Raw genomic sequence first — 17,478 nt, 5'->3', positions numbered from 1 at the left:
TCCTTGGTTCACAACCGACCGGCTCACACCGGGTCGCAGACTGCTCACAGCTGGCCCACGTCGGTGACGCGGACGACGGCACGGCCCTCGGCGTCCGAGGCCGCGAGGTCGATCTCCGCACTGATGCCCCAGTCGTGGTCGCCGTTCGGGTCGTCGAAGATCTGCCGGACGCGCCAGAGGCCGTTCTCCGGCTCCTCGTTGATGACGAGCAGCTTGGGGCCGCGGGCATCGGAACCGGTGCCGAGGTCGGCGTACTCGTCCCAGTACTTGTCCATCGCCTCGCCCCAGGCGTCGGCATCCCAGCCGGACTCGCCGTCCATCTCGCCCAGTTCCTCGACCTGGTCGAGGGCGGCCAGCTCCACGCGGCGGAACATGGCGTTGCGGACCAGGACCCGGAAGGCGCGCGCGTTGGTGGTGATCGGCTTGACCTCGTCGGCCTTCTCCTGGGCCTCCTCGGCGGTCATCTCCTCCGGATTCGCCAGCTGCTCCCACTCGTCCAGCAGGCTGGAGTCCACCTGCCGCACCATCTCGCCGAGCCACTCGATCAGATCCTGCAGGTCCTCGGACTTGAGGTCGTCAGGGATGTTGTGGTCGAGGGCCTTGTAGGCGCTGGCCAGGTAGCGCAGCACGATGCCCTCGGTGCGGGCGAGCTCGTAGAAGGACACCAACTCGGTGAAGGACATTGCCCGTTCGTACATGTCCCGGATCACCGACTTAGGCGACAGCGGGTGGTCGCCGACCCAGGGATGGCTCTTGCGGTAGGTGTTGTACGCGTGGAAGAGCAGCTCCTCCAGCGGCTTCGGGTACGTGATGTCCTGGAGGCGCTCCATGCGCTCCTCGTACTCGACGCCGTCGGCCTTCATCGCGGCAACGGCCTCGCCGCGCGCCTTGTTCTGCTGGGCGACGAGGATCTGCCGCGGGTCGTCCAGGGTGGACTCGACGACGGAGACCATGTCGAGGGCGTAGGACGGCGACTCGGGGTCGAGGAGTTCGAACGCGGCGAGGGCGAACGTGGACAGTGGCTGGTTGAGCGCGAAGTCCTGCTGCAGGTCGACGGTGAGCCGGACGATACGGCCCTCGGCGTCGGGCTTGTCGAGCTTCTCCACGATCCCGCCGTCGAGGAGCGACCGGTAGATCGCGATGGCCCGGCGGATGTGCCTGAGCTGCTGCCGGCGCGGCTCGTGGTTGTCCTCCAGCAGGTGGCGCATCGCCCGGAACGCGTTGCCCGGGCGGGCGATCACCGACAGCAGCATCGTGTGCGTCACCCGGAAACGCGAGGTCAGCGGCTCCGGTTCCGATTCGATCAGCTTCTGGAAGGTGTTCTCCGTCCAGCCGACAAAACCCTCCGGCGCCTTCTTGCGGACCACCTTGCGCCGCTTCTTCGGGTCGTCGCCCGCCTTCGCCAGCGCCTTCTCGTTCTCGATGACGTGCTCCGGCGCCTGTGCCACGACGAGCCCCGCCGTGTCGAACCCGGCCCGGCCGGCCCGGCCCGCGATCTGGTGGAACTCCCGGGCCCGCAGCGTGCGCACGCGGCTGCCGTCGTACTTGGTCAGAGCCGTGAACAGCACGGTACGGATGGGTACGTTGACGCCCACCCCGAGCGTGTCCGTGCCGCAGATGACCTTCAGAAGACCCGCCTGGGCGAGCTTCTCGACCAAGCGCCGGTACTTGGGCAGCATGCCGGCGTGGTGGACTCCGATGCCGTGCCGGACGTAACGGGAGAGGTTGCGGCCGAACTTGGTGGTGAAGCGGAAGTTGCCGATCAGCTCGGCGATCTGGTCCTTCTCCTCGCGCGAGCACATGTTGATGCTCATCAGCGCCTGCGCCCGCTCCACGGCCTGCGCCTGTGTGAAGTGGACGATGTACACCGGGGCCTGCCTGGACTCCAGAAGGTCGGTGAGCGTCTCGGTGAGCGGGGTGAGCTTGTACTCGTAGGAGAGCGGCACCGGGCGGGTCGCCGAGCGGACCACCGACGTGGGGCGACCGGTGCGACGGGTGAGGTCCTTCTCGAAGAAGGACACATCACCCAAAGTAGCCGACATCAGGATGAACTGTGCCTGGGGGAGCTCCAGCAGCGGAATCTGCCAGGCCCACCCTCGGTCACCCTCGGCGTAGAAGTGGAACTCGTCCATGACGACCTGGCCGACATCCGCGTTCTTGCCGTCGCGCAGGGCGATCGACGCCAGCACCTCTGCGGTGCAGCAGATCACGGGGGCGTCGGCGTTCACGGACGCGTCGCCGGTGAGCATGCCGACGTTCTCGGTGCCGAACAGCTTGCACAGCTCGAAGAACTTCTCCGACACCAGGGCCTTGATCGGGGCCGTGTAGAAGGTGACCTCGTCCCGGGCGAGCGCGGCGAAGTGCGCCCCCGCGGCGATCATGCTCTTGCCCGAGCCGGTGGGAGTCGAGACGATCACGTTCGCCCCGGAGACCACCTCGATCAGCGCCTCCTCCTGGTGGGGGTAGAGGGTGAGGCCGCGCTCCTGCGCCCACGACTCGAAGGCTTCGTACAGGGCGTCGGGGTCTGCGGTCGGCGGCAGCTGATCGATGAGGGTCACGCACCCATCTTGCCTGGCCTTGCCGCCGAGAGGGGAATCGGCTGCGGGCGCGAAGATCATGGCCGCTACGCTGTGTCGCCGACGGGACGTCAGTGCACCAGGTCAACTGGACAGCGGCACACGAGGAATGGGGCGGGAAGCGGCCATGATGGGACCAGCACACTCACTGTCGGGGGCCGCGGCCTGGCTCGGCGTCGGAGCGGCAGCCGCCGCGGCCGGGCATCCGATGCCCTGGCCGGTCCTCCTCTGCGGCGCCCTGATCTGCGCCGGCGCCGCGCTCGCCCCGGACCTCGACCACAAGGCGGCGACCATCTCGCGCTCCTTCGGTCCGATCTCCCACTGGATCTGCGAGATCGTGGACAAGCTGTCCTGGGCCGTCTACAAGGCGACGCGTATGAAGGGCGACCCGCGGCGCAATGGCGGGCACCGCACGCTGACACACACCTGGGTCTGGGCGGTCCTGATCGGCGCCGGCTGCTCGGCGGCGGCGATCTCGGGGGGCCGCTGGGCGGTGCTGGCGATCCTGTTCGTGCACATGGTGCTGGCGATCGAGGGTCTGCTGTGGAGGGCGACCCGGGGCTCCAGCGCCGATGTCCTGGTCTGGCTGCTGGCGGCGACCAGCGCATGGATCCTCGCGGGGATCCTGGACAAGCCGGGCAACGGCTCCGACTGGCTGTTCACGGCACCGGGCCAGCAGTACCTGTGGCTGGGACTGCCGGTCGTGCTGGGTGCACTCGTGCACGACATCGGGGACGCACTGACGGTGTCCGGCTGCCCGATCCTGTGGCCGATCCCGGTGGGTCGCAAGCGCTGGTACCCCGTGGGGCCGCCGAAGGCCCTGCGGTTCCGGGCCGGGAGCTGGGTGGAGCTGAAGGTGCTGATGCCCGTGTTCATGCTGCTCGGCGGTGTGGGCTGCGCCGCGGCTCTCAACGTGATCTGAGGGACCCGGCCCGGATCGGCCGGCTGAGCGGTGGCTCAGGGAGTCTCGCCGCCCCCGGCCCCGCCGTACCGGCGCTCGAAGCGGGCGATACGCCCCTCGGTGTCGACCGTGCGGGCCTTGCCCGTGTAGAAGGGGTGGCTCTCCGAGGAGATCTCCACGTCGATCACCGGGTAGGTCCGGCCGTCGTCCCACTCGATGGTCTGCTCGCTCCGCGCGGTCGAGCGGGTCAGGAACGCGTAGCCGGCGGCCCGGTCGCGGAAGACCACGGGGTGGTAGTCGGGGTACTTGTCCTGCGGCATGGCGGCTCCTCGGGCGAGGCGGTCGGGCAAGGCGTGGGCGGACCGGCCGGGGCCCGTGGGTCAGCCGGGCAGGGAATCCTCGTCGACGATGTGCATCGCGGCCTCCTCGGCGGAGGCGGCCGCGCCGTCGATGCCGACGTCGGTGGCGACGAGGGCGGCCTCCTCGTCCTCGTGCGCTCCTTCGTCCGGGGCCACCAGCCGGCCGGAGCGCAGGTTGCCGACCTCGTTGTCGAGGAGTTCCCCGTCGGCATCGTGGTCACCGATGTCGTCGCCGTCGCGGGCCACGAGGTCGGGCTGCTCCTCGGCGAGCCGCTGGTCCAGGGTCTCGCCGGCCTGGCGTTCGGCCGCCGTCACCCCGATGTGCTCCACCGCCCAGGGGCGTTCGGGAGGGGACCAGCCACGGTCGAGCGGGTCGGCGACGCCGTCGAAGTCCAGTGTGTCCTCGACGTCGAGCACCCCCGAATCCTCCCGGATCTCCGAGGGATCGGGCTGGTAGACGTCGTCCCCCCAGCCGTCGGCGCTGTCCACGAGTACCTCCAGGTGGTGAGGACGGCCATGTGCCACCACAACGGGCGGCGGGCCGCCGGCACGCGTGGCACGAGGACGAGGCTCACACGCCGCGAACCGGGTGGTTCCGGGGCGTTCCCCGCACCGGTGCCGTTCTCCAGACTTCCACCCCTGCTCGGGACCGCGCAACGGCACGGGCGCCGGTCAGTGCCCGCACCCCGGTACGGGCACCGGCCACACCCCACTGTGCGCCCGCGCACCATGGCCAGGCTGCTGCCGGAAGTGCCGGAAGTGCCGGAAGTGCCGGAAGTGCCGGAAGTGCCGGAAGTGCCGGAAGTGCCGGAAGTGCCGGAAGTGCCGGAGCGCCGGGAGCGCCAGGAGTGGCTGGAGGGCCTGAAGTGCCTGGAAGGTGCAAGTGTGCACACGGCCACCGTGACGCGGCGGGGCCCAGGACCGAGGGCGGACCTCTCCGCCCGCCCGCCCGCGGCGGACAGGCAGTCCCAAGAACCGGCAGCCTGGGCCACGGCCCCCGGCGGCACGCCCCCGGCCACCGCCGGCAGGGCCGCCGCCATCGCGGGGACCGGCCTTGCCGGCAGGCACTGCGCCGAAGCACCGGTCGCCCGCACGCTCGCCGGATCCTCACCCGTGCCAGGACCGCCACAGCGCCGCGTAGGCGCCGTCCGCCGCGACCAGCTCGTCATGGCTGCCCAGCTCGCTGATGCGGCCTTCCTCCACGACGGCGATCACATCCGCGTCATGGGCGGTGTGCAGCCGGTGGGCGATGGCGACCACGGTGCGGCCGTCCAGCACCCGGGCCAGGGAACGTTCCAGATGCCGGGCCGCGCGTGGGTCCAGCAGCGAGGTCGCCTCGTCCAGGACCAGCGTGTGCGGATCGGCGAGCACCAGCCGGGCCAGGGCGATCTGCTGGGCCTGCGCCGGGGTCAGCGCAAGACCTCCGGAGCCGACCTCGGTGTCCAGGCCGTCGCCCAGTGCGCGTGCCCAGCCGTCCGCGTCGACCGCACCCAGCGCCGCCCACAGCTCGGCGTCCGCGGCATCGGTACGGGCCAGCAGGAGGTTGTCGCGCAGGGAGCCGACGAAGACGTGGTGCTCCTGGTTGACCAGGGCGACGTGCGAACGGACGCGCTCCGCCGGCATCCGGGACAGCTCCGCACCGCCCAGGGTGATCCGGCCCTCGCGGGGGGCGTAGATCCCGGCGAGCAGCCTGCCCAGGGTGGACTTGCCCGCGCCCGACGGGCCCACCAGGGCCAGCCGGGCGCCCGGGGCGACCTCCAGGGACACCTTGCGCAGCACGTCGACGCCCTCGCGATAGCCGAAGTGGACCCGATCGGCGTGCACGTCCCGCCCGTCCGGCGCCAGCGAGGTGTCCCCGGCGTCCGGCTCGATGTCCCGCACCCCGACCAGGCGGGCCAGCGACACCTGGGCGACCTGCACCTCGTCGTACCACCTGAGGATCAGGTTCACCGGGTCGACGAGCATCTGCGCGACGAGGGCGCCCGTGGTCAGCTGCCCCACACCGATCCAGCCGTTCAGGACGAACACCCCGCCGACCATCAGCGCCGAGCCGAGCACGATGACGTGCACGGCGTTGATGACCGGGAACAGCACGGACCGCAGCCACAGCGTGTACCGCTCCCAGGACGTCCACTCCTTGATCCGCCGCTCCGACAGGGCGACGCGGCGCGCGCCGAGCCGGTGCCCCTCGATGGTGTGACCCGCGTCCACCGTCTCGGCGAGCGCGGCGGCGACCGCCGCGTATCCGGCGGCCTCGGAGCGGTATCCGGCGGGCGCACGCTTGAAGTACCACCGGCACCCGGCCACCAGCACCGGCACGGCGAGCAGTACGGCGGCCGCGAGCGGCGGAGCCGTCACGACGAGCCCGCCGAGCAGCAGCAGGGCCCACACGACTCCGATCGCCAGTTGCGGCACGGCCTCGCGCATCGCGTTGGCGAGCCGGTCGATGTCGGTGGTGATGCGGGAGAGCAGGTCGCCCGTCCCCGCCCGTTCCAGCACGCCCGGCGGCAGCCCGACCGACCGGACGAGGAAGTCCTCGCGCAGGTCGGCCAGCATCCGCTCGCCGAGCATCGCGCCCCGCAGCCGCACCTGCCGGGTGAACACCGCCTGCACGGCCAGCGCGAGCACGAACAGCCCGGTGATCAGGCCCAGATGAAGCTCGCGCGACCGGTCGGACACCCGCTCGACCAGGCTGCCGAGCAGGTAGGGACCCACCATGGAGGCGATCACGGCCACCGTGTTCACGCCGATGAGCAGCAGGAACGCCCGGCGGTGCCGGCGGAACAGCTCGGCGACGTAGCCGCGCACGGTCGCGGCCGCGCCGACGGGCAGAGTGGTGGCGGTCGTCGGGGCCGCTGGGTCGTACGCCGGTGGCGCAACGCCGATCATGCGCTCTCCTCGATCTCTTCCAGCTTCGGGCGCGCGCCCACCAGGGCGCCCTCGTCGGCCGCGGTCAGTTCGTCGTCCGTCTCCCGAGTGACCACGGCCCGGTATCGGGGCTCGCTCTCCACCAGTTCGCGGTGCACGCCGACCGCCACGGCCTCGCCGTCGTGGACCAGGACGACCCGGTCCGCGTGGTCGAGCAGCAGAGGCGAGGAGGTGAACACCACGGTCGTGCGTCCCGAGCGCAGCCGGCGCACTCCGTCCGCGATCCGTGCCTCGGTGTGCGAGTCGACCGCGGAGGTCGGCTCGTCCAGCACCAGCACCTCGGGGTCGGTGATCAGCGACCGGGCCAGTGCGAGCCGCTGGCGCTGGCCGCCGGACAGGGACCGTCCGCGCTCGGTGATGCGGGCGTCCATCGGGTCGACGGTGTCCAGGGATCCCTGGGCGAGCGCGTCCAGGACGTCGTCGCACTGCGCCGCGGCCAGCGCGTCCGCGGGGTGTACGGCACCGGAGGCCGGCACGTCGAGCAACTCGCGCAGCGTGCCGGAGAGCAGCACCGGGTCCTTGTCCTGGACGAGGACGGCGGTACGCGCGCTGTCCAGGGGGAGTTCGTCCAGGGCGACGCCGCCGAGCAGCACCGAGCGGCCCGGCTCGGTCGGGTGGCCGCCCAGTCGCTCTGCGAGTCTGCCCGCCGCGTCCGGATCGCCGCAGACCACGGCGGTGAGCCGGCCGGCGGGAGCGAGCAGACCGGTCGCGGGGTCGTACAGGTCCCCGCCCGGCACCTGCGCCTCGAGGGTGCCCTCGGCGGCTGTGGACCGCTCCAGCGACAGCACACGGGCCGCCCGTTTGGCCGAGGGCCGGGAGAAGGAATAGGCCATCGCGATCTCTTCGAAATGGCGAAGTGGATAATTCAGCACCATCACCGCGCTGTAGACGGTGACGAGTTCACCGACGGTGATCCGGCCCTGGCGGGCCAGGTGGATGCCGTGCCAGACGACGGCGATGAGCAGCAGTCCGGGCAGCAGCACCTGGATGGCGGAGATGAGTGACCACATCCGGGCGCTGCGCACCGCGGCGTGCCGTACCTCCTGCGAGGCGCGGCGGTAGCGGTCGAGGAACAGTTCCTCGCCGCCGATGCCGCGCAGCACCCGCAGCCCGGCGACCGTGTCCGAGGCCAGCTCGGTGGCGCGGCCCGCCTTCTCGCGCTGCACATCGGCGCGGCGCGTCGCCCGGGGCAGCAGCGGCAGCACCGCGAGCGCCACGATCGGCAGTCCGACGGCGACGACGACGCCCAGGGCGGGCTGGTAGACGAGGAGGCCGACACAGACCACGACGACGGTCAGCGCGGCCGCGGTGAACCGGGAGACCGCCTCGACGAACCAGCCGATCTTCTCGACGTCGCCGGTGGAGACCGCCACCACCTCGCCGGCGGCGACCCGTCGGGTCAGCGCGGAGCCCAACTGGGCCGCCTTGCGCGCCAGCAGTTGCTGGACACGGGCGGCGGCCGTGATCCAGTTGGTGACGGCGGCCCGGTGCAGGAAGGTGTCGCCGAGGGCGATGCCCGTGCCGCACAGCAGCATCAGACCACCCGTCAGGGCGAGCCGGCTGCCGGAGCGGTCGACGACCGCCTGGACAGCGAGGCCGACACAGAAGGGCAGGGCAGAGACGGAGACGAAGTGCAGCAGGCCCCAGGCGAGCGACTTCAGCTGGCCGCCCAGCTGGTTGCGCCCGAGCCACCACAGGAATCGGGGCCCCGAACGTGTGTCCGGGGCACCCGGATCGGAGTACGGAAGGTCTTGGATCTGCATGACGTCCCAGTGGCTCGTGTCAGGAGGGAAGGGATGACGAGGGGAGGGGGTGAAGTGGGGAGGCGGCGCAAAGCGGTGACAAGCCGTGCAAGGTTCGCGTCACTGCGTGGTGCATTTCAAACGGTTTTCCTGACGGGGCGCAGAAATCCACCGGCTTCCGGCCACTGGCCGCCGGGTCCGGTGCCGGTCGGGCCTCTGCGGTCGGCGCTCGTCGGGCAGTCGTGCGGCCGGTCGACCACGCGCGAGCGGCTGTCACTCGAATGTCCAGAAGATTGCACAATCAACTGATACGTGGTGACACGATGGACGTGTGCGGATCCACGGTGTGCGGCGAATGACGGCAGCGGCGACGGCCTTTGGGGCTCTTCTGGGGGCTCTGTCGGCGTGTGGCAGCGAAGCCGCCGGCCCGGCCCGCGCGGGCGGGGCGACGGGCTCCCGCGGCCAGGCGGGGCCGCGCCCGACGGTCTCGACCGTCCCCACCACCGACCCGACCCGCATCCCGGGGGTCGGTGACCGGCTGTTCCGGCAGATCCCACGTGATTCGGACCAGGTCGTCGCGGTGTACGGCGAGGGCGAGGACTCGGCCGACTCCACGGTCGTGCTGTACACACGGGAGGGCCCGGCGTGGCGGCCGGTCGCCGACTGGCCGGGGCACAACGGCCGGAACGGCTGGACCATGGACCATCACATGGGCGACGAGCGCAGTCCTGTCGGCGTGTTCGGTCTCTCCGGCGCGGGGGGTGTGCTCGACGACCCCGGCACCAGGCTGCCATACGACCAGGACGAGGGCGCCTACGCTCCGCCGAACGACTGGGGCGAGGTGCATCAGCACGACTTCGACTACGTCATCGCCATCGACTACAACCGTCTCCCGGGCACGGCGCCGGACGACCCCACGCGCCCCGAGGGTGACGACAAGGGCGGCGGCATCTGGCTGCATCTCGACCACGGCGACGGCACGTCCGGGTGCGTCAGCGTGTCCAAGGACGCCATGGAGTTCCTGCTGCGCACGCTGGACCCGGACCGGCATCCGGTGATGGTGATGGGCGACCGGGCGGAACTGAGCGCCTGACCGGGCCGACCCGCCGTGTCCGAAAGGGCGTGCCCGAGGTTCGTCGCGCCCCGGACGCGATCGCGCCGTTCTCCCCGAGGTGTCATTGCGGCCCGGCCCCGACTGGCCGTAGAACACCGGCCATGAGAAGACGGATAGTCATGTCCATGATTGCCGGAGTGACCCTCCTGGCGAGCGCGTTCCTCGGTGCCGGAACCGCTGCGGCCCAAGCGGCCGACATCCCGGCCGAGTTCGGCACCGACTGGCACGACCCGGTCACCGCGGCACCCCCTGTCGAACGGCCGCACGGCACGTCGTGCCAGGTCACCCTCGCCGACGCGCAGTTCCGCGACTTCACGCCGTACCGGGGCGCATACACCCCGCCCCAGGGCTGCGGCGACCACTGGAGCAAGGTCGTCCTGCGGCTCGACGGCAAGGTGAAGGGCCGTCAGTACGACCGCCTCGGCTATCTGCATGTCGGCGGGGTCGAGATCCTGCGCACCTCCACCCCGGAGCCCTCGCCCGACGGCATCGCATGGCACGTCGAGAAGGACGTCACCCGCTACAGCGACACCTTCCGCGGCCCGCAGGACGTCGAGATGCTCATCGGCAACGTCGTGGACGACACCTACACCGGCGTCATCGACGTACACGTCACCCTGACCTTCTATGCGGGGCGCCCCTCGCAGCGGACCCCCGACCGCGTGCTCACCCTCGCCGACACGCCTGACGGCACGACACTCACCACCCCGCGCAACAGCGAGCGGATCGTCGCCGAGGTCTACGCGACCGGTTCGGGCGGCGGCTGCGAGGAGTTCTGGTACCTGACCGTGGCCGACCCGGCGTCGTACTCCTGCAAGGCCGATCACGGCCCCTACCGCGAAGTGCAGATCAAGGTCGACGGCCAACTCGCCGGAATCGCCGCGCCGTTTCCGAACGTCTGGACGGGCGGCTGGTCCAACCCCTTCCTCTGGTACGTCATTCCGGCGCCGGGCGCCTTCGACGTCCGGCCGATCGAATACGACCTCACACCCTTCGCGGGCCTGCTCAACGACGGGCGGCCACACCGCGTCGAGGTCTCCGTCGTCGGCGTGCCCGCGGGCCAGTCGGGCTGGAGCACACCGGTGAACGTGCTGGTCTGGCAGGACACGCACCGCGCCCACGTCACGGGGGCGCTCACCGCGAACAAGGCGACGGACATCGCCGACTCCTCGACCTACACGCCCGGTTCGGAGAACCGCGTCAACACCGACGCCGGACACCGGCTCACCGTGTCCGGATACCTCGACACCTCGCACGGCCGCGTGACCACCACCGTCACCCGGACGCTCGCCAACACCTCCGTCCATCGCTGGACCGACGGCGAGAACACCGACGGACTGAACGCGACCTGGGCCGACGACCAGACGGTCACCGTCGGCGGAGACGGTCCGGAGCGGACGACGCACACCGACCGGACGTACACCATGAACGGCACCACGACCGTCGGCACGGACGACCGGCTGCGCACCGTGCTGACGCTCGGCGACCGCGCCTCGGTCCTGGAACTGCGGGACGGCCGGCGCACCACGTGGTCACGGCTCGACGACACCTACAGCGGTGACGCCGCGTACACGATCAATGTCCCGCGCGACCAGCGGCACGCGGTCGGCACATCGAGCGAGCACTATCGGCTGTACGGCTCCGACGGCTGCTACGACCGTTCGCTGACCACGGTTCAAGGGGTACTGACCGAGGATCGCGACGGCTGCTGAGGTGACCGGCGCACGACGCGCCGGCCGGGCTCTTCGTACCGGTCGCCTGCGCGTTTGTGCTCGGCATCGTCGTCGGCGGTCGACGCGCAGACGGGTGGCGGCTCGCTTGCCGGGACGAGCGAAGGGCTGACGGGCAGGGAGTTCGCCGCAGGCGGGCTGACCGTATGCCGGCGGGCCGTGCACCGAAGGTGGTGTGCGGCCCGTCGCGCTGTGCGCCGAGCCCGGTGCGCAGGGTCAGCAGCGCTGGCCGCCGTCCCCCTCGATCAGGGTGTCCAGAAGCACGCCGAGCACCTGGCGTTCCTTCTCCGTCAGGGGAGCGAGGATCTCCTCTGCCGCCGAGTGGCGTGCGCCGCGCAGCGCTCGCAGCGTAGTGCGCCCTTCGTCCGTCAGTTCGATCCGGGTCACCCGCCGGTTCGCCGGATCAGCCACCCGCCGTACCTTCCCGCTCGCCTCCAGCCCGTCGACCAGCGTCGTCACCGCGCGCGGCACCACCTCCAGGCGCGCGGCGAGATCGGCCATGCGCGGAGGCGAGGCGTAGTGCGCGAGGGTCCGCAGCAGCCGGGACTGGGCCGGGGTGACGCCCAGGTCGTGCCGTTCCAGATGGCGTTTCTGGATGCGGTGCACCCGGCGGGTCAGCCGCAGCAACTGCTCGGCGAGCAGGCCGTCGGGATCTGGGGTGGTCATGCGGGAACAATATCAGGATGCCGTTCATTGTGAGTATAGGTAACAATGAGCTACGATCCGTTCGTCATCGTCGGCCGATCCCCGACCGACGCCCGTTCACCTCCGTAGGAGCCCATGCATCCCGACCGAGAACCCTCCTGGACCCCGCCTGCCGATGCCAAGGAACAACCCCGGCAGGTGCGCCGCATCCTGAAGCTCTTCCGTCCCTATCGCGGGCGGCTCGCGATCGTCGGCCTGCTGGTCGGCGCCTCCTCGCTGGTCTCGGTGGCCACGCCGTTCCTGCTCAAGGAGACCCTGGACGTCGCGATCCCGCAGAGCCGCACCGGCCTGCTCAGCCTGCTCGCCCTCGGCATGATCCTCAGTGCCGTCCTCTCCAGCGTCTTCGGCGTGCTCCAGACGCTGATCTCGACCACCGTCGGTCAGCGCGTCATGCACGACCTGCGCACCGCCGTCTACGGCCGTCTGCAGCGCATGTCGCTCGCCTTCTTCACGCGCACGCGCACCGGCGAGGTGCAGTCCCGGATCGCCAACGACATCGGCGGCATGCAGGCCACCGTCACCTCGACGGCGACCTCCCTGGTCTCCAACGCCACCAGTGTCGTGGCCACGATCGTCGCGATGGTCGCCCTCGACTGGCGGCTCACGATCGTCTCCCTGCTCCTGCTGCCGGTGTTCGTGTGGATCAGCCGCCGCGTCGGCAATGAACGCAAGAAGATCACCACACAGCGGCAGAAGCAGATGGCCGCGATGGCGGCCACCGTCACCGAGTCGCTCTCGGTCAGCGGCATCCTGCTCGGTCGCACCATGGGCCGCTCCGACTCGCTCACCGCGTCCTTCGCCGAGGAGTCCGAGCGCCTGGTCGACCTTGAAGTGAAGTCGAACATGGCCGGGCGCTGGCGCATGGCCGTGATCACGATCGTCATGGCCGCGATGCCGGCCGTCATCTACTGGACCGCAGGCCTGGCCCTGCAGTTCGGCGGCCCCAAGGTCTCGCTCGGCACGATCGTCGCCTTCGTCTCGCTCCAGCAGGGGCTGTTCCGGCCCGCCGTGAGCCTGCTCGCCACCGGTGTCCAGATCCAGACCTCCCTCGCCCTCTTCCAGCGCATCTTCGAGTACCTCGACCTGCCCATCGACATCACCGAGCGCGAGCGGCCCGTCCACCTCGACGAGGTCAAGGGCGAAGTCCGCTTCGAGGGCGTCGAGTTCCGCTACGACAACGACGACCGGACCCGCCCCGTCCTCGACGGCATCGACGTCACCGTGCCCGCGGGCGGCAGCCTCGCCGTCGTCGGTCCGACCGGCGCCGGCAAGTCCACGCTCGGCTATCTGGTGCCCCGCCTCTACGACGTCACCGGCGGCCGCGTCACCATCGACGGCGCCGACGTCCGGGACCTCGACTTCGACACCCTCGCCCGCGCGGTCGGTGTCGTCTCGCAGGAGACCTACCTCTTCCACGCCTCGGTCGCCGACAACCTCCGCTTCGCCAAGCCGGACGCCACGGACGAGGAACTGCAGGCGGCTGCCCGTGCGGCGCAGATACACGACCACATAGCCGCGCTGCCGGACGGCTACGACACGGTCGTGGGCGAACGCGGCCACCGCTTCTCCGGCGGTGAGAAGCAGCGCCTCGCGATCGCCCGCACCATCCTGCGTGATCCGCCGGTCCTCATCCTCGACGAGGCGACCAGCGCGCTCGACACCCGTACGGAGGCGGCGGTCCAGGATGCGATCGACGCCCTCTCGGCCGACCGGACGACGATCACCATCGCCCACCGTCTGTCCACGATCCGCGGCGCCGACCAGATCATTGTCCTCGACTCCGGACGGGTCGCCGAACGCGGCAGCCACGAGGAACTGCTGGAACTGGACGGGCGGTACGCCGCACTGGTGCGCCGGGACGCGCAGCTCGAACCGACGAACTGACCCCAGCCCTGACCGAGGGGCTGAACGCGGCCTTGTCGGACGGCTCGAACGCGGCCGTGACCGAGGCGCTGACGCTGCGGGCGACGAGCTGAACATATGCCAGGTTTGCGGCGATATGCGTATTACCGTTCCCGCATGCAGACGAACATTCCGCCACGGAGCACGATTCGACTGACACGCCGGGGCAGACTCGTCCTCGTCGTGGCCGGCGCCTTCGTGGCCGGCACCGCCGTGGTGGTGCCGCTGCTGACCCTCGACAGCGGGCCCGGCCAGGCACCGACTGCCGCGCTGGTCGTCCCGGAGGGCTGGCGCGCGAGCCAGGTGTACGACGCGATCGACCGGGCTCTTCGGCTGCCTGGCGGAAGCACCCGCAAGTCCGTGGCGAAGGCCGGTCTGAAGCTGCCGAGCGAAGCAGCGGGCAACCCGGAGGGCTATCTCTTCCCGGCGACGTACCCCCTCCGCAGGGGAGCGACGCCAGAGTCCCTGCTGCGCTTCATGGTCGACACCGCGGACAGCAGGTTCAACGCGGCGCCGGTCGCCGCCGGGGCGCAGCGCGACGCGAAGAACCCCTACCAGACCGTCACCATCGCCAGCATCGTCCAGGCCGAGGCCGCGACCAGGGCGGACATGGGCAAGGTCGCCCGGGTCGTCTTCAACCGACTGGAGCGCGGGATGCCGCTGCAGATGGACTCGACGATCAACTACGCGCTGAACCGCAACACCGTCCACACCGGCCGGATCGAGACGCGCATCGAGAGTCCCTACAACTCCTACCAGCGCATGGGCCTGCCGCCCACACCGATCGACAATCCAGGCGAGGATGCGATGCGTGCCGCGCTACACCCGACGCCGGGCGACTGGCTGTACTTCGTCACGGTCAGGCCCGGGGACACCCGCTTCACCTCCGACTACGCGACGCACATGCGCAACGTGGCGGAGTTCAACTCCCTCCACCAGGGCACGCCTGGGGCGCAGAGCCCGAGCCACAGCCAGGGTCCGGGCTCCCCGCGGTCCCAGGCCCGCTGAGCCGGTGGGACGTCACGCGGCGAGGGGCCGAGCCTCGGCCGGCAGCCGCCGGATGTCCCGGACGGCCGCGCGTCCCGCCCGGTTCGCGCCGATGGTGCTGGCCGAGGGGCCGTAGCCGACCAGATGGACGCGTGGATCGGCCACCGTCCGGGTGCCCTCGACCCGGATCCCGCCGCCCGGCTCGCGCAGCCGCAGCGGACGGAGATGATCCAGCGCGGCACGGAACCCGGTCGCCCAGAGGATCACATCCGCGGTGACGTGCCGTCCGCCGTCCCACTCCACGCCGTCCGGGGTGATCCGGTCGAACATCGGCTGCCGGTCCAGGACCCCGTCCGCGAGCCCCTGCCGGACGGCGTCGTTGAGAGGCAGCCCGGTGACCGAGACCACACTGCGCGGGGGCAGTCCCCGACGCACCCGCTCCTCCACCAGCGCGACGGCCGCCCTGCCCGCCTCCTGGTCGAACGGCCCCTCGCGGAACACCGGAGGCCGCCGGGTGACCCAGGTGGTCGCGGCCGCGTACGGGGCCAGCTCCAGCAGGTGCTGGGTGCCCGACGCGCCGCCGCCCACCACCACGACGCGCTGTCCGGCGAACTCCTCGGGTCCGGCGTACTGCGCGGTGTGCAACTGCCGCCCGCGGAAGGCCTCCTGACCTGGATAGCGCGGCCAGAACGGCCGGTCCCACGTGCCGGTCGCATTGATCAGGGCGCGCGTCGACCAGGTGCCGGCCGAGGTCTCCACGAGCAGCCGCCCGCCGTCGCCTTCCCGCACCGCCCGTACGTCGACGGGCCGTCGTACGCGCAGGCCGAAGGTGCGCTCGTACCGGGCGAAGTACTCACCGATCACCTCCGCCGAGGGCCGGGCGGGATCGGCGTCGGTCAGCTCCATGCCGGGCAGCGCGTGCATCCCGTGCACCTTGCCGTACGTCAGCGAGGGCCACCGGTACTGCCAGGCACCGCCCGGCGCGGGGGAGTGGTCGAGGACCACGAAGTCGCGGTCCGGCTCGAAACCGGTGCGCCGCAGGTGATAGGCGCTGGAGAGCCCGGCCTGACCAGCGCCGATGACGACGACCTCGACCTGACGCGATTCGTTCACGATTCTACTAACCGGAATCCGGCTGCGGATCTTCCCAGGAAGGGCCGCGGAGCCGTGCGTGACACCTGCCACCGCGGTCAGCGGCCGCCGGCCACCAGCAGTGGCGCCCCACCTGCGGCGCCCGAGCGCGGCCTGCGCGGCCTGCGCGGCGGTGATCGTCCGTGCACTCGTACCGCCGGACGTGGTCCAGGTGGTGCCGAAGCGGCGCTGCTCGGCGGAGTCTCCGCCGGTGACCACGTCGAGCGGCAGCCGTCCACGGGTCACCTGGTGACAGTGGCCGCCATCTGCGCGGCCGGCGTGGGCGAGAGCAGCCCCGGCCGGAACGCCACCAGGAACGTCAGCCGCTCGGTGTGCTGCGCGAGCGCGGCCGTGATCAGCCAGGCGTCCTCGCACCAGGTGCCGCCGACGGCAGCGAACCGTCACTGACCAGGGCCCAGCCGACCTGAGCGATCCGGTCCGGCGAGGCGAGCGCATCGGCCGTCAACACACCAGTGGCACCGAGGAGTTGCCAGAGGCCGAGCAGCAGGACCGGCCCCGCCGTGCGGTGCTGCCAGCGGGGGATGCGGAGGTGGCGTGAGGATGCGGGGACGACGGGCTGGAGGTCCGGGGGTGGTGCGTGTCGGAGTGTGGCGCCTCGGGGTCATGGGACTTGGACGTACCGGAAATATCCGGCGGTATCGGGGGCTCGGCTCGCACGCCGACACGTCATGCCCGCCTCAACAGCGGGTGGTCGCAGCAGCAGCGGCGCAGCCGAAGAAGAGAAGGAAGTGGGAAAGGGTGTCAGTGGCCGCGACGACACGCGGCGAAGGCCACCCGCAGCAGGTCGATGCGACCGTGCGTGGCGAGCAGGGCTGAACGCAACCTGCGGCCGAACGCAGCCAGATGGCCGCATCAAGGTCAACGGGGTCTCGTCCGGTGGACCAGTCGTCTCAGCACGTGCTCGTGCTACAGGGTGCGAAACCCGGCGTATGGGCCAGGATGGGGGCATGCCAGATGCCTTCACCACCCGCATGCTGCACATTTCCACCGGCTCCCGGGAGCGCGTCGTCGACCTCACCGCCGACTGCGAGGACTTCCTGCGCGAGGCGGCGGCCGGCCGCGACGGCCTGCTCAGTGTTTTCGTCCCGCACGCGACTGCCGGAATCGCCGTCATCGAGACGGGCGCCGGCAGCGATGACGACCTCCTTGCCGCCCTGCACACCCTGCTCCCTGCCGACGACCGCTGGCAGCACCGCCACGGCAGCCCCGGCCACGGCCGCGACCACGTCCTCCCGGCGCTCGTCCCGCCGCACGCGACCCTCCCGGTGATCGGCGGCCGCCTGGAGCTGGGCACCTGGCAGTCGGTCTGCCTGGTCGACACCAACATCTCCAATGCCAACCGTCAGGTTCGACTGAGCTTCCTGGGCTGAGCAAGATCATCC

At 71.0% G+C, this 17,478-nt stretch carries 14 protein-coding genes and 2 pseudogenes; 6 read left to right on the top strand and 10 right to left on the bottom strand.

The annotated features are described in order from the left end of the window. Positions 1–44 precede the first annotated feature (44 nt). Complete coding sequence (locus ACFYZB_RS12540) at positions 45–2,558, bottom strand: DEAD/DEAH box helicase (protein WP_388757656.1); 2,514 nt, start codon at positions 2,556–2,558, stop codon at positions 45–47. Positions 2,559–2,703: 145 nt separating this feature from the next. Here ACFYZB_RS12540 and ACFYZB_RS12535 point away from each other — a divergent pair, with 145 nt between their 5' ends. Continuing rightward, positions 2,704–3,498, top strand: a complete 795-nt coding sequence (locus ACFYZB_RS12535) for a metal-dependent hydrolase (RefSeq protein WP_351204759.1) — start codon at positions 2,704–2,706, stop codon at positions 3,496–3,498. Between the two features lie 35 nt (positions 3,499–3,533). On the opposite strand, the gene ACFYZB_RS12530 is transcribed toward ACFYZB_RS12535, so the two are convergent. From ACFYZB_RS12530 to ACFYZB_RS12510, 5 genes are all read right to left on the bottom strand, one after another. Next, positions 3,534–3,797, bottom strand: a complete 264-nt coding sequence (locus ACFYZB_RS12530) for a type B 50S ribosomal protein L31 (protein ID WP_388757654.1) — start codon at positions 3,795–3,797, stop codon at positions 3,534–3,536. Positions 3,798–3,857: 60 nt separating this feature from the next. Continuing rightward, positions 3,858–4,325, bottom strand: a complete 468-nt coding sequence (locus tag ACFYZB_RS12525) for a DUF5709 domain-containing protein (RefSeq protein WP_351204755.1) — start codon at positions 4,323–4,325, stop codon at positions 3,858–3,860. 183 nt (positions 4,326–4,508) lie between these two features. After that, positions 4,509–4,727, bottom strand: coding sequence for a hypothetical protein (locus tag ACFYZB_RS12520; protein WP_388757649.1), 219 nt, complete (start codon positions 4,725–4,727; stop codon positions 4,509–4,511). Positions 4,728–4,943: 216 nt separating this feature from the next. Further along, positions 4,944–6,725, bottom strand: coding sequence for an ABC transporter ATP-binding protein (locus tag ACFYZB_RS12515; RefSeq protein WP_388757647.1), 1,782 nt, complete (start codon positions 6,723–6,725; stop codon positions 4,944–4,946). After that, positions 6,722–8,527 carry an ABC transporter ATP-binding protein gene (locus ACFYZB_RS12510; protein ID WP_388757644.1) on the bottom strand — a complete coding sequence of 602 codons (1,806 nt, stop codon included), beginning with the start codon at positions 8,525–8,527 and terminating at the stop codon, positions 6,722–6,724. Before ACFYZB_RS12510 ends, ACFYZB_RS12515 begins: the two co-directional genes overlap by 4 nt. A gap of 334 nt (positions 8,528–8,861) precedes the next feature. On the opposite strand from ACFYZB_RS12510, the gene ACFYZB_RS12505 reads away from it, so the two are divergent. Both ACFYZB_RS12505 and ACFYZB_RS12500 read left to right on the top strand, forming a co-directional pair. Beyond that, positions 8,862–9,599, top strand: a complete 738-nt coding sequence (locus tag ACFYZB_RS12505) for a L,D-transpeptidase family protein (protein WP_388757641.1) — start codon at positions 8,862–8,864, stop codon at positions 9,597–9,599. A 122-nt stretch (positions 9,600–9,721) separates the two neighbouring features. Further along, a complete protein-coding gene (locus ACFYZB_RS12500; RefSeq protein ID WP_388757638.1) occupies positions 9,722–11,332 on the top strand; it encodes a peptide-N4-asparagine amidase in 1,611 nt (536 codons plus the stop codon). A 234-nt stretch (positions 11,333–11,566) separates the two neighbouring features. Here ACFYZB_RS12500 and ACFYZB_RS12495 read toward each other — a convergent pair whose 3' ends face one another. Beyond that, positions 11,567–12,016, bottom strand: coding sequence for a MarR family winged helix-turn-helix transcriptional regulator (locus tag ACFYZB_RS12495; protein ID WP_388757636.1), 450 nt, complete (start codon positions 12,014–12,016; stop codon positions 11,567–11,569). Positions 12,017–12,130: 114 nt separating this feature from the next. On the opposite strand from ACFYZB_RS12495, the gene ACFYZB_RS12490 reads away from it, so the two are divergent. After that, positions 12,131–13,939 carry an ABC transporter ATP-binding protein gene (locus ACFYZB_RS12490; RefSeq protein WP_388757634.1) on the top strand — a complete coding sequence of 603 codons (1,809 nt, stop codon included), beginning with the start codon at positions 12,131–12,133 and terminating at the stop codon, positions 13,937–13,939. 135 nt (positions 13,940–14,074) lie between these two features. Beyond that, positions 14,075–14,965 carry an endolytic transglycosylase MltG gene (gene mltG / locus ACFYZB_RS12485; protein WP_388757632.1) on the top strand — a complete coding sequence of 297 codons (891 nt, stop codon included), beginning with the start codon at positions 14,075–14,077 and terminating at the stop codon, positions 14,963–14,965. A 12-nt stretch (positions 14,966–14,977) separates the two neighbouring features. Here the strand turns inward: mltG and ACFYZB_RS12480 are convergent, their stop codons facing one another. The 3 genes and pseudogenes from ACFYZB_RS12480 to ACFYZB_RS12470 all read right to left on the bottom strand — a co-directional run. Continuing rightward, positions 14,978–16,057, bottom strand: a complete 1,080-nt coding sequence (locus ACFYZB_RS12480; RefSeq protein ID WP_388757629.1) for an NAD(P)-binding domain-containing protein — start codon at positions 16,055–16,057, stop codon at positions 14,978–14,980. 154 nt (positions 16,058–16,211) lie between these two features. Next, positions 16,212–16,458: pseudogene (locus ACFYZB_RS12475) on the bottom strand (LLM class flavin-dependent oxidoreductase); the annotation flags it as partial. After that, positions 16,458–16,723: pseudogene (locus ACFYZB_RS12470) on the bottom strand (ABC transporter permease); the annotation flags it as partial. The pseudogenes ACFYZB_RS12470 and ACFYZB_RS12475, both read right to left, overlap by 1 nt. Positions 16,724–17,043: 320 nt before the next feature. Between ACFYZB_RS12470 and ACFYZB_RS12465 the strand changes: the two are divergent. Next, positions 17,044–17,466: a secondary thiamine-phosphate synthase enzyme YjbQ gene (locus ACFYZB_RS12465; RefSeq protein ID WP_388757626.1), complete on the top strand. Its 423-nt coding sequence runs from the start codon at positions 17,044–17,046 to the stop codon at positions 17,464–17,466. Positions 17,467–17,478: the final 12 nt, after the last annotated feature.

The organism is Streptomyces sp. NPDC001852 (genome assembly GCF_042891825.1).
In the GTDB taxonomy this organism is placed as follows: domain Bacteria; phylum Actinomycetota; class Actinomycetes; order Streptomycetales; family Streptomycetaceae; genus Streptomyces.
Note: the sequence above shows the minus strand (reverse complement) of the source record. Positions and strands in the feature narration are given on the sequence as shown.

Excerpts from the sequence above, each read along its gene's own strand:
- ACFYZB_RS12535 (WP_351204759.1), top strand. The coding sequence starts at position 2,704 with ATGATGGGACCAGCACACTCACTGTCGGGGGCCGCGGCCTGGCTCGGC.
- ACFYZB_RS12530 (WP_388757654.1), bottom strand. The coding sequence starts at position 3,797 with ATGCCGCAGGACAAGTACCCCGACTACCACCCCGTGGTCTTCCGCGAC.
- ACFYZB_RS12515 (WP_388757647.1), bottom strand. The coding sequence starts at position 6,725 with ATGATCGGCGTTGCGCCACCGGCGTACGACCCAGCGGCCCCGACGACC.
- ACFYZB_RS12510 (WP_388757644.1), bottom strand. The coding sequence starts at position 8,527 with ATGCAGATCCAAGACCTTCCGTACTCCGATCCGGGTGCCCCGGACACA.
- ACFYZB_RS12505 (WP_388757641.1), top strand. The coding sequence starts at position 8,862 with ATGACGGCAGCGGCGACGGCCTTTGGGGCTCTTCTGGGGGCTCTGTCG.
- ACFYZB_RS12500 (WP_388757638.1), top strand. The coding sequence starts at position 9,722 with ATGAGAAGACGGATAGTCATGTCCATGATTGCCGGAGTGACCCTCCTG.
- ACFYZB_RS12495 (WP_388757636.1), bottom strand. The coding sequence starts at position 12,016 with ATGACCACCCCAGATCCCGACGGCCTGCTCGCCGAGCAGTTGCTGCGG.
- ACFYZB_RS12490 (WP_388757634.1), top strand. The coding sequence starts at position 12,131 with ATGCATCCCGACCGAGAACCCTCCTGGACCCCGCCTGCCGATGCCAAG.
- mltG (WP_388757632.1), top strand. The coding sequence starts at position 14,075 with ATGCAGACGAACATTCCGCCACGGAGCACGATTCGACTGACACGCCGG.
- ACFYZB_RS12465 (WP_388757626.1), top strand. The coding sequence starts at position 17,044 with ATGCCAGATGCCTTCACCACCCGCATGCTGCACATTTCCACCGGCTCC.